Genomic DNA, 16,698 nt, shown 5'->3' with positions numbered 1-16,698 from the left:
ATAGGAAACTAGGTCTGAGATGCTTTTTGTCTCATTCATAGTTTATCTTTTTCCTGAGAAGCTAGCTCGTGAAGCTAGATAACGTAAAAGCATAACGAGCTCGTTTAGCCTCGTCTGGAAAATAGGAAACTAGGTCTGAAACGCTTTTTGTCTCATTCATAGTTTAGCCTTTTCCTGAGCAGCTCGATCCTATAACTAAATCGCTTAAAGCTGTTCTATCTATATAATTGGTACAATTGACAATACATTGGTCTGATTCGTCACTGTTTCTGAATGATGAGAAGATTTCACCTGATAAGATTCTTTATTTGTTACAACACAAACAATCGTGGGGTCAAATCCAGCCGCTTTGATCTTGTCCAAATCAAACGCTATCAATTTTTGTCCTTTAGCCACTTGATCACCAACTTTTACAAAAGCTTGAAATCCCTCACCACCTAGTTGTACAGTATTGAGCCCAATATGAAACAAGATTTCTGCGCCATTACTTGTTTTTAATCCTAAGGCATGCTTCGTTTCAAACACCATAGTGATCTCACCTGATTCTGGCGCAATGAGGATATTATCTTCAGGTATTATCGCAAGTCCATCACCGATCAAACCACTTGAAAAAACATCATCATTTACCTCTGTCAACGCAATAACTTTTCCTACAACTGGACTGACCAATTGCTCTGCATCTGTTTCAGATACTCCTTCAACACCATCTGCCTTCTCCAAGGCTACTTCATCTTTGTAGACAACCAACACTGATAAAAAACCGACTACAAATGCTAGTCCCACGGTAACAAACGCCCAAATTAAATTCATTGGATTTGCTTTGTCTACAAACATTGTGATACTAGCCAAACCTGGTCCAACTAAAGCAAACGCTTTGATTGCCATAATTCCTGCAAATCCACCGCCAACTAAGCTTGCAAACATCACACTATATAATACTCGTTTATTTAAAATCGTCACCCCATATAACGCAGGCTCGGTGATACCGAATAACGCCGAAATCCCGGCAGATACTGCAGTAGAACGTAGTTTTTGATCCTTTGTTTTAATACTGACAGCAAAACAAGCGCCTGATTCAGCAATATTATGTGCTAAAGATGCTGGTAGATATAATAATTCTGCTCCGATTTCACTCATAGAAGAGACAGCATAAGGAATCATTGCCTTGTGCATCCCAGTCACAACCATAAATGGTAGAATCGCTGCCAAAACGGCCGTCGCAACCCAACCAAAATGTGTATATAACCAAATAATGATCGCTGAAAAAATCGTACCGACATTGTAGCCTAATGGACCTAAAATAAGTAATGCAATCGGTACAGTAATCAGTAAACTCATCATTGGTACAAAGAAAATTCGAATTGGTTTTGGTGAGTATTTAGTGAATAGCTTTTCCATTTGTGCGTAAAACAACACCGTTAAAATTGCTGGAAACACTTGTGACGCGTACGCAATATTGGTTATGCTAAAGCCAAGAAAATTTGCCCCGTCTGCCAACAGAGTAGTTAATTCCGGCAAAATCAACGCTCCCACCGCTGACACTGCAACCAGCTGATTTACTTTTAATTTATTCGCTGTTGTCATCGCGACCAATATTGGAAGGAAATATAATGGTGCCCCTCCAATTAAATTAAGAATTTGATACGTTTGGCTTTGATCGTTCATCAGACCGGTTACTGAAGCCAATAGCAACAATGATTTCAATACGCCTCCGCCAGCTATAGCTGGAATGAGTGGTTGAAAAATTGAAATGACAAAATCTAGCAACACGGATCCCCATTTTTGTTTTTCTTTTGGCCCGTCATTTTCAGATAGTTCGCCTAATAGAGACTTCATTTCATCGTAAACTTCAACAACATCGTTTCCAATAATGACTTGGCATTGAACTGTTTGACGTACACCGATCACACCATCTACTTTTTCAAGTTTTTCAGTTTCTACTAATGTATTGTCTTTTAAGGTAAAACGTAAGCGAGTTGAGCAGTGTTCAAGATGTGAAATATTTTCTTTTCCGCCAATCAATTTTAGAATCGACAAAGCAGTTTCTTTGTAGTTCATCACAATTTCCCCTTTATAAGTAGTTACGCAAAATTGGCCAAACTCTACGCAAAAAACAGACAGAAACTAAATAAAACATTCATCAGAGTGAGACTCCTTCTGTTGAAAAATGCTTTATTTAGGTCCTGCCTGCATTACCAGTCACATGCCTGTTATTAATTGATTTCATATTATCATAGTTTTTTTGTAAACGCAACCATTTATTTTAACTTTGATTTTCCCAATTTTTCTGTCCAAACTCAATTGACGTTCATGCTCATAAGTTGTATATAAAAAACAAACAATAAATCGGAATAAAAGCCAATTTACTGTTCGTTTTTTTGTTACTAAATCACTTTATTTTCCTTTTTTAACTTAAGCCGATAGTATAAATTGAATGATTTTTTATTAATCAGGCATTTTGGATTAAATCAACCTGCGCTTGATAAAGATAATAGTATTTTCCCTTAAGTTTCATTAATTCTTCATGGGTTCCTTTTTCAACGATTTTTCCATCACTAACATAAAAAATTTGGTCGCTGTTTTTAATGGTTGACAAGCGATGGGCGATGACAAAAGATGTCCGACCTTTTAGTAATTCTTGTAGACCTTCTTGCAACAGTTCTTCCGTTTTCGTATCAATGCTGGAGGTTGCTTCATCTAATATCAAGATTTGAGGATTAGCTAATAATGTTCTAGCAAAGCTAATCAATTGCCTTTGGCCAACTGATAAGGTGCTTCCTCTCTCTTCTACTTCTGTCTGATACCCCTCGTTTAGCTCTTGAATGAAATTGTGAGCACGAACGATTTTCGCTGCTTCTTGTACCTCTTCATCCGTAGCATCTAAGCGGCCATAACGAATATTTTCCATAATTGTCCCTGAAAAGATAAAGGTATCTTGAAGCATAACGCCCATTTGAGAGCGCAGCGAAGCTAACGTCACAGTCCGAATATCAATACCATCTATTGTTATTTGACCTTCACTTACATCATAAAACCGACTTAATAAATTAATGATCGTTGTTTTTCCTGCACCCGTTTCTCCGATAAGAGCGATACTTTGCCCTTTTTCAATCTTAAAACTGACATCATTCAAAATTTTTCTTTCCTTTTCCTCATACCTAAATGATACATGCTCAAACACAACATTTCCCTGAATAGGCGGCATAACTTGAGCATTCGGTAGATCTTGAATCTCAGGCACGATATCCATTGTTTCAAAAATACGCTCCATATAAGCGGTCCCAGTCACCAGCGAATTATAAAAATTGCCAATATTAATGACCGGATTCCAAAAATTATTCACCAGCGCTAGAAAAGCAATCAATGTTCCTGTACTGACTTGTACACCTATTTTGCGAATACTTACATAATAGATTAACGCAATTGTCAACATAGAAATATTTTGGACAAGGGGCCATAATTTAAACATAATTTTTACAGCCTTGATCCATGATTGTTTTGTTTCTTTGCTGATTTTTGTAAAAGTCTGCAGATTTTTTTCTTCCCTGGCAAAAGACTGTGTCACTTTTATTCCGGAAATACTTTCGTGTATATAGGCATTCATATTCGATTGTTTATTACTTAGCTCTTGGTATGCGAGACGCTGTTTTTTTGTTATCAAAAAAGAAAAGAAAATAAGGACAGGAAACAATAGTAAACTATACAATGTCAAACGAATATCCATAATAAACATAAAACCCAAGGTAATGAATAAACTAAAAACATCCGACACTACGTTCAATACACCATTAGATAATAAATCACTTAATGTATTGATATAATTTACTACTCGAATCAAGATTTTTCCGTGAGGCCGATTGTCAAAATATGAAAATGGTAACCTTTGCAAATGAGTGAAAATAGCATATCTCATGTCTTTTAGTACATCCTGACCAACTTCAGTCATCGACTGGATTTTATAACGCATACACCAACCAGCAACAAACAACGATAGGAAAAAAATGCCACTTAATTCCAATAATAACAGGGTATTTTTTTGAGGAATAACAGTGTCGATCATGATTTTAGTAAACCATGGACCAAGTAAGCCTAATAAATTTGTCAGTATGATTACGAATAAAATCTTCAACATTTTTCCGTTATATGGTACAAGAAATTCGTTCATCCGTTTGTAGTGCATCCAAGTAAACGCCTGTGTAAGCTCTTCATCTTCTTCAAATGTATTACGGGCCAAAAAAGTCGTCTCCTTTCTAGCTAACTCCGAGTTGTTTCACATAATTTTCTTGATATTTACCGGCTTTTAGAATCAATTCTTCATGTGTTCCCCGTTCAACGATCCGTCCTTTTTCAAGAACCAGTATTAAATCCGCATTTCTAACAGATGAAATACGATGGGCAATGATAAACATTGTTTTTTTCCCCGCAAAGTCTTTTAACTGCTGTTGAATTTTAGCTTCCGTTTCCAAATCTACTGCAGACGTTGTGTCATCTAAAATCAAGATAGGTGCTTCTTTTGCCAACGCACGAGCCAACGATATTCGCTGTTTTTGTCCTCCAGAGAGTCCTACTCCTCGCTCTCCAACCACTGTATCATACCCTTTTGGCATTCTTTGGATAAATTGATGCGCACCTGCAATATCCGCTACAAATTGAATATCCTGTGGATTTGCTGAGTTGCTTCCAAACCCGATATTTTCTTCTATTGTATTAGAAAAAAGAAAGACATCCTGCATTACCATTGATACACTTTCTCTAATACGATAAAGCGAATAATCCTTCACATTTTTTCCATCAATCAGCATATTCCCTGATGTTGGATCATAAAAACGGGCAATCAAATTCACCAACGTACTTTTTCCAGAACCTGTTTCACCTAAAATTCCTATCGTTTGCCCAGCTTTTACCTTGAAGGATATATCGGTAAGGATCTCTTTATCAGGACTATCAGAAAAATGGAAAGACACATTTTCGAATTCAACGTCTCCAATGATTTCTTCGATTCTATCATTCGTTACGGCAATCTTTGAAGTACTATTCAATAACTCTCTGATTTTGATACTAGATGCATTAAATCGTTGAATATCATTCACCAACCAGCCGCTCATACGCATCGGTTGATTCAACATCCATAAAAATCCATTGAAAACGACCAAATCGCCAATCGTCATTTTCCCTTGAATCACGAATAAACCACCTAACAATAGACTGATGCCCGTCAAACTGTTCGCCAGACCTTCCAGCCAACTCAAATATTTTTTTGATACTTGGGCAGCGGCCATATTTTTTTGCTTGTAATCTTCATTGTGTGAATTGAATTTGTCAATTTCATAGGCTTCCTTTGAAAAGGCTTTGACGACTCGATTCCCACTTATGTTTTCTTCTACCATAGAATTCATTTGGGAGAAACTTTCACGTATCTCAAAAAATACTCCGTGTGCCTCCTTAGACATTTTCTGGGTCAGAATAAAAATTGCTGGAGTAATTGCGAGCAAAGCCAATGTTATTTGCCAGCTGATCGAGGTCATCACAATAACTGCTGCACAAAACCAAAGGATACATTCCATAGAATTATATGTCACCCAAGACAAAAAATGACGAATCGCATCAGTATCTCCTGTCATCCTTGCCATGATATCTCCTACTCTTGTATGGTTAAAAAAGTCAAAATCTAACTCCTGAAGTTTTTTGTATAAGTCCTCTCTTAAATCAAATAAAACGTTTTGCCCCATTTGCTCAAATAAAAGTTGGTACGTATAACCTGTCACTGTGCGAAACAAGGTTACAGCAATCATTACTGCCAGAAAAGGAACGAGTAGCTGTGTTTGATTTTTCCCTATAACAGTGTCGATGATTTTTCCCGAAACGATCGGCAAGACAACAATCGTTGCTGCATTTACTAAAACTAAAAAACAAGAAAGAACTATTTTTGTTTTATATCGCTTTCCATACTGCCAAATCCAAGTATAGTTGTTCACGTTGTTCACCTCTGAGAAGTCTTTGTTTTCCTCAAGCTATCAAGCTAAGATAATACGCTAAATACGAATAAACGGTGGAAGCAAAATTTTTTACTCTTGAATTTCTTGATTTTTACCATTTACAAACATATCTCATTCTCATATATTTTTATGCCAATGACTTGTCCACTACTAAGTAGAGAAAGTCGATTATCTGTTATTTCCAATGGCACTCCTGTTTTTAGATCTTCAATTTTAGCAATAGAGCAGACAGCTTTTAATGCAGATATATTTAGTATCACGGGCTTTTCTTGACTTGCCAAACTAAATCCATAAATAACTTGTTCTTTTTTTGTAAAGTACCAATTGTCCATTGATAATTCTGGAATAGCTCGACTTTCGTAGATTCCCTCACCATAAGTGGTTAAAAAATCCCCCAATTGAACCATGATAGCTTCTGCTTCTTTTGGCAACGTACCATCTGGTTTTGGTCCGATTCCTAAAATGACATTACCACCCATACTGACTATTTTCAGGATACTTTCTAAAATAGTGGAAAAGGATTTATATACATCATTTGGTACGTATCCCCAATTATTGGCCAATGGTATATTACTTTCCCAAACTTTTTTAGGTGCAATTTCTGGTATCTTTCGCTCTGGCGTGACATAGTTTTCAAATTCACCGCCGATCGTTCGATCTACCACCAACATAGTTGGTTGATGCTGACGTAATTTTCCAATAATTTTTGGCATATCCAATTGCTCGTTTCTTGCATTGACCCACCCCGCATCCAACCATAAAATATCAACTGGACCATAATTAGAACAGATTTCCAGTAATTGATTTTCTACAAAGTTCTCAAATTTTTGCCACATTTGTGGGCTTTCCAATGGATCATAGCTAGCGTAACGTCCACGAGCATGCTCACTTGGTACCCAGTAGTAAGGGCAATGCCAATCTGCTTTAGAATAGTAGGCACCTGTTGCAATCCCTGCTTTTTGAAAGCTTTTCATGATAGCCTGAAATACATCAGCTTTTTCATTTAAATGAAACGGACAACGGTCAGATGTCATTTTATACGTACTTTCTTTCGTATCATACATAGAAAATCCATCATGATGCTTGGTTGTAAAAAGCATGTAGCGAAATCCGGCTTTTTTACATTTTTCTGCCCATTCATCTGGACAAAAGAGTGTAGGGTTAAATTGCTCATTCAGCGCCCAATACTCTTTTCTTAGCGTAGCTAAATCTTCTCTCCATGGTTTTTTTCTGGCCCACTCATCCTCTTCTGACAACTGCCAACTTTCAACAATTCCAGCTTGACTATATAAACCCCAATGAAAAATCACGCCGATTTTTTGATCTTCAAACCACGACAGTTTCTCTTTAATCGTTTCTGATATCCCTTCATATGGCTCTTGTTCCGTCTGTTTATTTTCTTCAATATCTTGTCTCATCGTCATCCTCAACACCCATTATTTTCTATTAATTGCCTGTACCAAGCCCCGCTTTTTTTCAACGTCCGTTTGCAGTCATTCTCAATATCTACTCGGTAAAAACCATAGCGATTGCGATAGCCATTGAGCCAACTCCAACAATCAACGAACGTCCACATATGATAACCAAAGCATTGACTTCCTGCTTCGATTCCTTTTTGTAACTGCTCTAAGTGTTCTTTGACAAAGTCAATACGATAGTCATCTTTTATTTGTCCTTTTGCATCCGTAAAACGTTCTTCTTCCGCTACACCCATGCCATTTTCAGAAACATACCAAGGAATATTATGGTATTTTTCTTTCATAAGCATTGCCACATCATATAATGCTTCTGGATAAATTTCCCAGCCGCGATAGTCATTCATTCTGCGTTCTGGCCAAATATAGCCATTGTAAAAATCACTACGATCTTTTGCTGGAAAACGGGGATCAACCGCTGCTTTAACGCGAAGGGGCTGGTAATAATTCATTCCAACAAAATCAACTGTATTCTCTGCGATAGACTGTTTATCAGAACTTTCAACCGTTGGCAGTAACTCATTTCTTTCAAATAAATCAATCAGTTTATCAGGAATAACCCCTAAAACTGCTGGATCTAAAAAACTATAAACATTAACATGATCTGCCCGTTCCTTTGCTTCTAGATCCTCTGGTGAGTCACTTTTTGGATATGCTGGGGATATGTTTAAAATAATCCCAATTTTGCCATCTGGAATTCCCACTTTTCGAAATTCTTTTACTGCATAAACATGAGCCATCAACGTATGGTATCCTACCTGAACAGCCAATTTGAAATCATGTTTACATGGATAATGGAAATTCGACAGATAGCCGCACTCGATATGAACAATTGGTTCATTGAGCGTTGTCCATTTTTTGACCAAATCACCAAATTGCTCAAAGGCTGTTTTGGCATAGAAGGCAAAATGATCCACCGATTCTCTGACCTCCCACCCACCTTTTTCCATCAACCACCAAGGCATATCAAAATGAAACAAATTAATAATTGGTTCTACGCCGTTTTCAATCATTGCCGTAAAATACTCCCGGTAAAAAGTGACAGCCTCTTGATTAAGCGTTTTTCCATCTGGCAGTAGACGTGTCCATGCAATAGATGTGCGATAGGAATTCATTCCTATGTCTTTCATCAACAAAACATCTTCTTTATAACGGTGATAAACATCACTCGTCATGCTTGGGCCTTGTTCTGCATTAAATCGCTCTGGCTCTAATTCAAACCATTTGTCCCAAGTAGAGGCACTTTTCCCTCCCTCAAAAGCAGCCCCTTCTGTCTGAGGTGCGCTAGCTGCTGCGCCCCATAAAAAATTTTCAGGAAATGTCTTCACTACTCATCCTTCTTTCTGGTTTATTTTCTCAACCTATCGTTTTAATTTCTCTTGCAGTACCTGCATAACTGGGTGTAATTTTGCCAATAGTTCATCACAGCTTAATTCTTGTGGCCGATCCGCCCAGACGGATAGATACGTACCGATCATTTGTTCTTTTAAAGCAGGGTTTACGATTTGGTCAGAAGCAAACAAGTTGGTTTCCCATTTGGCGACTTTCTCAGCTGTCGGATAGGTGTACCCAGCTGCCTCACCTAAAACAAAATAAAAATAGTTATCATTGAAATTCAAAACGTTATAGCCTTTTTCCAGCCATGTTTCAATCGACGCCATTTGTTTGTCCCAACGGGTCCAATAAGAAACCTCAACTTCAGTCGTTAAATCAACCAATGACGTTCGATCCAATCGATAAAAGCCATCGTTCCAAATCCGCGAGATCTTTCCCTTTTGCTTCATAAATGCCACCAAACGATTCACATAATCCACATAAACTTCTAAACCACTTGCCTCTTCACCAAAGCGTTGTTTGGCGTTTTCCAATAATTGAGGATAATCTTCCACTCGACTAAAATCAATGAATTCATCCGCTCCAATATGAAAATAACGACTTTCTGAAAACAGTGCCGCATATTCATCATAGAGATCGAAGAGAAAGTTTACAGCTTGTTCATTCGTAATGTCCAATGCCCAAATATCTGGTTTCAACTCTTGTTCTTCTGTCCGTTTCTTTAAGGCAAACTCTGGATAATGTTTCAGCACTTGATTCAAATGTCCTGGTGTATCTAAATCAGGGATTACACTGATCTGCTTTTTTTTCGCAAGCTCGATTATTTCTCGTACCTCATCTTGCGTCAGATATTCTTGCGAAACAATTTCTGGATATTTTCGGCTTTCAATTCTAAAGCCCAGATCTTCGGAAAAATGCAATTGCAGCGTGTTGAATCCATACATGTCCATCAATTGAATAAGCTTAGCTATTTTTTCTTTCGGCCAGAACTTACGGCCAATATCCAATAAGATACCTCGTTCATTTTGTTTGTATTCGATCATTCTTTCCTCTTCTTTCTAAAAAAATCCACGAGTTTAAGGCTGGAACTCGATCGTTCACCTGAAAGTCTCGTGGATTTTTTTTAAGATTAATTCTGTTATCGATATTAATACGCGTTACTTATTGTTTACTCCAACGATCATACGCTTTTTGATGCACGTCAACATATTTTTTCACCCCAATTGAATCTAGTGTATCCAAATAGGTTTTCCAACTGGCATCTGTTAATTTTTCCTGACCCGTAATAAATTTTGCTTCCATTTGTTGCACATAAGAAAGTAAATCTGCTTGTAATGAAGAACCTAGTTCATCTTGCTCTTCTTTAGAGACATACAGTGTCGGCCAACCAATTTTTTCGTATGGCGCAATTTTCTCAGCTGTTTCTTTATTGACAAACTGCTGGAATGCGTCTGCTTCAACAGAATCATTTTTATCGCTTAAAATAATGACTGGTTCAGAAGATACTTTCGGTGTGACTGTTCCATAATCTGGTGTTATTTTAGAACGTTCTTCTTCAGCATTATCGGCTGTGATTCCTTCGTTACGTACACGAACCTCTTCACCTTTATCGTTTTTTGCCCAATGCCAATAGCCACCTTTTTCTTCATCTGGACCTGCATTAAAGTATCGACTTCCTTCATTACTGTAGAAATAATCTACCCAACGAATCGCTGCTTCAGGATTAGCAGTCTTTTTGGTAATAGCAAATGCACCTGTCGCAACACCATCCGTTGCTGAAACTACTGTTTCTGGTGATTCTGGTGAGCTTAATGGATAGAACATTGGATCATTGATTGCTTCTTCTTGTGTACGATTTGTTGTAAAAAAACTAAACCAGTCTGTAAAGGCACCTAAACGATCGTTGTTTCCTTTCGATTTCTTCTGATCATCTGATTGAGAGAATACTTCTTGATCCAATAATTTTTCAGAATACAATTTATTCATATACGCTAAGTAGGCACGATAATTCTCTGTGGCAGCGCCATAGCTGACCTTACCGTCCATCACTTGCTGTTCTTGTTGCAGCACGCCAAATGACCAGATCATCCAAGGGCGTAATGAATCAATTTTTGCTGAAGATAATGGAATCTCATCTTTCTTTCCATTACCGTTTGGATCTTCATCACGGAAACGAATGAGTAAATCATAAAATTCATCTGTTGTTTTAGGTAATTCTTTTACACCTAATTTGTCTAACCATTTTCCGTTATACCAAATTGGTCCGCTTGGAAAGACGGTTTGTTTCGCAAATTTTTCATCTTCCAGATTATATTTTCCAGATAACATAGGCAACGAGTAAATATGACCATCTGGCGTGGTAAGAGAATTTCTTAATTCTGGAAATTCATCTAAAATTTTCTTGATATTTGGTGCATATCCTTCATCGATATAGTTATCTAGTGGTAATAAGGTATTGTCGCCATACTGAATTTCCTGAACCTTGGACAAGCGAGAAGCAAATAGCACTTCCTGAATATCCCCAGAAGCAAATGCCAAGTTCAATTTTGTGGCTAAATCAGAATCTGGCGGCGTTGTATATTTCCAGAAAACGTTGGTCTTGTCTGAGTAATCATTCATCATCGCCATTTTTTCATAAGAAGTCGACCCGACATTCGGAGCAAACATACTTAGCTCTACTTTTTCTTCTACAATTGGAAATCCTTCCTTAGCAACTTTCACTTGAGCTCCTTTGGCCTCTTCACCTTTGTTGCCACAGGCTGCAATCGTCACTACAGATAAAATCAATCCACACACTAAAGCTACTTTTTTCATTAGACACATTCCCTCTTTTCTTATTTTTTAACCCTTCAATGAGCCAACCATAACGCCCTTAACAAAATAGCGCTGTAAAAATGGATAGACAATAATAACCGGTAATGTTGAAACAATCATCACACCATATTTAATGATCGCTACTAATTGCTGTTTACGATAGAGAGCTTCCAGCGTACTCTGTTGTGCTTCTCCACTCGCCGCCTGATTGGACGACAAATCTTGTAGAATCAGCAGCTCTCTTAAGATCATTTGCAATGGATACTTACTTCGATCTGACAAATAAATCAATGCATCATAAAAACCATTCCAACGAGCTACCCCAACAAATAAAGCCATTACGGCAATAATTGGTGCAGACAGTGGTAATACGATCTGGAAAAAGATTCGGAAATCATTACATCCATCAACAATCGCCGCTTCCTCTAATTCACGCGGGATATTCGATTGAAAAAATGAACGTGTCACAACGATATTATAAACCGAAGCCGCTGACGGAATAATCAACGCCCACATTGTATTGATCATTCCCAATGATTTTACCAATAAATAGGTAGGAATCATTCCTCCTGAAACAAACATTGTAATCATAATAAATTTAACAAAGAAATTTTTGCCAAATAACTCCGGCCGACTCAACGCATAGGCACATGGCAACGTCACAATCAGATTAACTGCTACGCTAAGTATCGTATAGATAATTGTATTTTTATACCCCATCCAAATATCCTGATTATTAAAAATCTTTTGGTAGCCTTCCAGAGTAAATCCTTTCGGCAACAACCACATCTCTCCAGCATTTACCGCTGCAGGATCACTGATAGATGCGCTTATGATGTAGATGAGTGGATACAAAACAATCAATGTCGCAATAATAACAAATGTATAGTTAAAAATAACAAAAATTCGATCTCCCATCCCCATTTTAATCGTTTTTGTATTCATTTATGCCCTCTCCTTTCTCACTTCATGAAAATGATCACTTACCACAATGAATGCTCAGTCAATCGTTTTGTGATACTATTGACCGTAACTAAAATCGTAGCATTGATCACTGAATTAAACACCCCGACGGCTGTCGCAAAACTGTATTGTCCGTTTAATAAACCTGCTCGATAAACGAACGTCGAAATCACGTCACTTGATGTCATATTCAAAGGATTCTGCATCAAAATAATTTTCTCAAATCCAACACTCAATAGATTTCCCATACTCATGATCAATAAAATGATAATTGTTGGTAGGATCGTTGGCAGATTGATATGCCACGCACGTTGAATGCGTGAAGCACCATCAATCGTTGCTGCCTCATGCAACTGTGTGTCCACTCCAGCTAATGCCGCCATATAAATAACTGAACTCCACCCTGTCGTTTGCCAAACATTACTTAATACATACATCGTTTTAAACCACTTGGGATCTTCCATAAAATGAACTCCTTTGATCCCAAAAAACTCCAGAAAATGAGTCAATATTCCTGTTGAAGGTGATAAAAAAGCAAACATCATCCCGACAATCACCACGACAGAAATAAAATTTGGTGCGTACGTTACTGTTTGGGCAAACTTTTTACCAAAACCATCTTTCATCTCATTCAACGATAAAGCTAGGAGAATCGGTAAAGGGAAACCCACAATTAAACTATAAATACTAATTCCCAACGTATTTTTAATTAAATCCCAAAAGAAATACGATTGAAAAAATTGTTCAAAATACTTCCAGCCAACCCAAGGACTTCCTAAAATCCCCAGCGACGGTTGAAAATCTTTCCAGGCAATAATAATACCGTACATAGGTCCGTAACAAAAAATAAGAAAAAATAAAAATGCTGGTAGTAAAAAAACATATAACTGCCAACTATTTTTTATATGCATCCACGATATTTTTTTCTTACTATTCTTCCCACCAGAACATTTAACAGCCTCCATAGAACCTCCCCCTTATAAAATAATTTTCAACAAACATGACTGGAATAGAGCGAAATAACTTTTCACAAACCACTAAAATTAGTAGTCAAAGCTTTTACTAGGTATTTCAACTTAAAATTGATTTACAACGTTTTTATAGCGCTTACAATTTGTTTTATTTTGAATTTCCCTCTAAAAAATAAAACAGTCTTAATTTGAAATGCTAGCTTTTTTACCAATCAATATTTATCTGTGACCACAGTGTAAAACATTTTTTGATTCTCGAAAATATGTAACTTTTTTCCTTTCTACTATCGAAAGAAGCTGTAATGATAGCGTTTTCTATTCGTTTGAAAATGAGTATGTACTTTTCTCTATCTCTCTTCAAAAAAAATTCTAGTCACAATCCAAGAAATATTCTCGTTCGTCTGGATTGCACTAGAACAATTTTTTATTTTAATGAATAAAATCTGTTTTGATCATTACCGTTTGTTCAATCAACCATTGGCCATCTTGATAAACAAATGTTTGATTTGCAGTGGCCACATGATCTCGATATTGTTTCTTATCAGATCCTTTATTTATTGTTTTAATTTTCGTTTCTACCAGCATATGGTCTTCCTTTAATTTAAGCATTTCAAAAGATTGCAGCGTGTTTTCTACATCAAATTCTTCAAAAAAAACGTTCATTTCCTTTGCTGTATCTTCTCTCGCCTGTGGTATCAACGTCTGAACATATCCCGTAACATCTTTTTCGTTGGCAAAACGCAGGTTTTCTTCCAATACCTGTTGAGCTTCTTTGGCTTCAGTACTAGTCTGAACAGGTACTTGACTTTCACTTTTTGCTTTTACAATTTCGTCCGACTGATTGCTAAAGATAATGATCATCGACAATAGTGCTATAAACGATGTTAAAAATAAGACATATTTTCTTTTCAATTGGATACCTCCCAACGATTATTTTTTTTTTCAAAAATCTTTCTAAATTGACCTGGTGGAACTCCTACTTCTTCTCTAAATTTTCGAGTAAAATTCGCAATATCATGATAGCCAACATCTACAATAATATCCTTAACAGGTTTTGAAGTTTCCAGCAACTCTTGTTTCACTCGCTCAATCCTCAAAGCCTGCACATACTTACTAAAGGATACATTTGCTTCATTTTTTACCATAATACTCATTTTTGATAAGGACACGCCAAACTTGATGGCCATCTCTTCTAAAGAAAAACTTGGTCGGGTAAAGTTATCATGAATCATTTGAACAATTTCCTGATCCATTTCTTTCTCATGCGCTTTTAACTCTTCAGCGAAGGTACGGCTTAATTCTAAAGCTAAATACTTCATTTCTACTTCAATTTTGGATAAATCAATTGCTGCATTTCGATAAGAAAACGAATTGAGGATCGTTGGTTCCTCCCGCATCAACAATAATTGCTGCAGCACATAATGATAATAGGATTGTCTCAAAAAAATAGAAATAGGCATCCCCTGCTCATTGGCGACAATATCTCGAATAATTTGCTCAATGGCATGAGAATTGCCAACTTTAATTGCTTGCTTCAGGGTCATGACCATTTGTTCAGGGTAGGCAAACACTGCTGTTTTCAAATCACTCGTCTTTTGTGCCTGATTGCTTCTTTCTTTTTGAGCCATAACAGATATATAAGAAAAATGAAGCTTATCGATCGTAGAGACTGTCTCACTATACATTAGCATCAGTTCGCTATTCAGCTCTTTCATTAAATAATGCGAAAATTCATTTTTCATCTTAGCTAGCGTTTCATTCGAAATAGCTTGGTCTTTCAGTTGAAAAATAAATAAAAACTGATTCAAATAAGTCATTTCAATACATTCGACCTGATAGTTTTTTTTCACAAGAGGAAATAAATTGATCAACAATGACTTCATTTGAATATCCGTTTCTGCTTCTTTAGAAAAATCTGCGCAAACAAGCCCCAATAAATAAGATTCATCAAAAGTAAATTGTTTCCCAATCATCTTAACTTCTCTTTCAATAGAATGTAAATCTGTGAAATCACCTTTTAAAATATGTTTCCAAAATGTTTCATCTCGTATATGCTGGATTTCTTTTTTTGTCGAGTCAACCATCATTGACTGCTGAAAGAGAAAATCTCCCACCTCATCAAAATGAACATCATGAATATCCGCGTTACTATATTCTGCAACATATTGATACAATCTATTCAAACGATACACAGGCTCATACTGACGATAGCCATAGTAAACAATGATACCAAAACCAATCAGTAATAAAATAAGTAAACTTCCAAAAACAATCAGGAGTACCTTTTCGATTTCATGATTCAGCACAGATTCAGATACCAATGAATAAATGGTTAAATCTATGCCTGATAAGACTTTCGACTGAGTAAAATAATTATCCATATTTCCTTTTTTCACTCCTGGATTAGCCAAAGTCGAAGAGACTTCTTCTTGATTTAAATACAATAAATAATTTTGATACTCTTTTTGAAAAGGGGTAACAATGCGATCCATTAATTTAGCTGTTGGAATCGCATAAACGATTTCACCGATTTTTGCTCCATTGAAAATAAACGGCACAAAATAATAAAGCGTTTTCGGCTCTTCCTTCGCAAAAGAAATTAGTTTTGGCGCTTCCGATACTAGCTGTTGATTGAATAACTGTTCATCGATCTGCTCCTCTTTATGACGCTGGCTAATCAGCGTATCTATGTCCAAGGTACCCACATTTGTATACATTTTTTCATTATCATTATAAGAAACATAAATATCCTCTACAATATCCGAAAAAAAGACATACCTTTGCAACTCACGTTCGAAAGCCATCGCTTCAATCGGTGTCATTGTAACCTGTTTCCCAACACTCGAATTGATCGACATATCCAGCGTGATATTATTCAACTTTTTAAAATGCTCTTCCAAACCTAAAAAAATCTGCGTTAACCCTTCACTATTCGTTGCTTCAATTTTCTCCTTTGTCTTTGAAACGATTAACCACGTTAAAATGACTGATAATATTAGGAAAGGTATTGAAAAAACAATAATATAAGAAATTAGAAATCGCCAATTTAATTTTTTATAAAACAATTGCATCCATGCTCTCATGTCCATCCCCCTAATTACTGCCTTCATTCTCTGCGTCAGTTATACAACAGCTCAATGTATA

At 36.7% G+C, this 16,698-nt stretch carries 11 protein-coding genes; all 11 read right to left on the bottom strand.

From position 1 onward, the window contains the following. Positions 1 to 219 precede the first annotated feature (219 nt). The 11 genes from AC4BC4_RS06155 to AC4BC4_RS06105 all read right to left on the bottom strand — a co-directional run bounded on the left by AC4BC4_RS06155 (position 220) and on the right by AC4BC4_RS06105 (position 16,637). Positions 220 to 2,058, bottom strand: coding sequence for a beta-glucoside-specific PTS transporter subunit IIABC (locus tag AC4BC4_RS06155; protein WP_490477122.1), 1,839 nt, complete (start codon positions 2,056 to 2,058; stop codon positions 220 to 222). A 391-nt stretch (positions 2,059 to 2,449) separates the two neighbouring features. Continuing rightward, on the bottom strand, positions 2,450 to 4,234 hold the full coding sequence (locus AC4BC4_RS06150; RefSeq protein WP_438756362.1) for an ABC transporter ATP-binding protein: 1,785 nt from the start codon (positions 4,232 to 4,234) through the stop codon (positions 2,450 to 2,452). 16 nt (positions 4,235 to 4,250) lie between these two features. Then, positions 4,251 to 5,975: an ABC transporter ATP-binding protein gene (locus AC4BC4_RS06145; RefSeq protein ID WP_490477121.1), complete on the bottom strand. Its 1,725-nt coding sequence runs from the start codon at positions 5,973 to 5,975 to the stop codon at positions 4,251 to 4,253. 119 nt (positions 5,976 to 6,094) lie between these two features. Continuing rightward, the gene (locus tag AC4BC4_RS06140) at positions 6,095 to 7,414 is read right to left on the bottom strand and encodes an alpha-L-fucosidase (protein WP_490477120.1); all 1,320 of its coding nucleotides are present in this window, start codon (positions 7,412 to 7,414) and stop codon (positions 6,095 to 6,097) included. Positions 7,415 to 7,422: 8 nt separating this feature from the next. Then, positions 7,423 to 8,799: a glycoside hydrolase family 1 protein gene (locus AC4BC4_RS06135; protein ID WP_490477119.1), complete on the bottom strand. Its 1,377-nt coding sequence runs from the start codon at positions 8,797 to 8,799 to the stop codon at positions 7,423 to 7,425. Positions 8,800 to 8,832: 33 nt separating this feature from the next. After that, the gene (locus tag AC4BC4_RS06130; protein ID WP_490477118.1) at positions 8,833 to 9,849 is read right to left on the bottom strand and encodes a beta-N-acetylhexosaminidase; all 1,017 of its coding nucleotides are present in this window, start codon (positions 9,847 to 9,849) and stop codon (positions 8,833 to 8,835) included. Positions 9,850 to 9,967: 118 nt separating this feature from the next. Then, on the bottom strand, positions 9,968 to 11,620 hold the full coding sequence (locus tag AC4BC4_RS06125) for an extracellular solute-binding protein (RefSeq protein WP_490477117.1): 1,653 nt from the start codon (positions 11,618 to 11,620) through the stop codon (positions 9,968 to 9,970). Between the two features lie 27 nt (positions 11,621 to 11,647). After that, the gene (locus tag AC4BC4_RS06120) at positions 11,648 to 12,565 is read right to left on the bottom strand and encodes a carbohydrate ABC transporter permease (protein WP_490477116.1); all 918 of its coding nucleotides are present in this window, start codon (positions 12,563 to 12,565) and stop codon (positions 11,648 to 11,650) included. 38 nt (positions 12,566 to 12,603) lie between these two features. Continuing rightward, positions 12,604 to 13,494 (bottom strand): ABC transporter permease, encoded by an 891-nt coding sequence (locus tag AC4BC4_RS06115; protein ID WP_438758804.1) that lies wholly within the window; start codon positions 13,492 to 13,494, stop codon positions 12,604 to 12,606. 489 nt (positions 13,495 to 13,983) lie between these two features. After that, positions 13,984 to 14,466, bottom strand: coding sequence for a hypothetical protein (locus AC4BC4_RS06110; RefSeq protein ID WP_490477115.1), 483 nt, complete (start codon positions 14,464 to 14,466; stop codon positions 13,984 to 13,986). Further along, entirely contained in the window at positions 14,463 to 16,637 is a 2,175-nt protein-coding gene (locus AC4BC4_RS06105) for a helix-turn-helix domain-containing protein (RefSeq protein WP_490477114.1), read from the bottom strand. Before AC4BC4_RS06105 ends, AC4BC4_RS06110 begins: the two co-directional genes overlap by 4 nt. Positions 16,638 to 16,698: the final 61 nt, after the last annotated feature.

This window comes from Enterococcus sp. AMC1086, from assembly GCF_058216575.1.
Note: the sequence above shows the minus strand (reverse complement) of the source record. Positions and strands in the feature narration are given on the sequence as shown.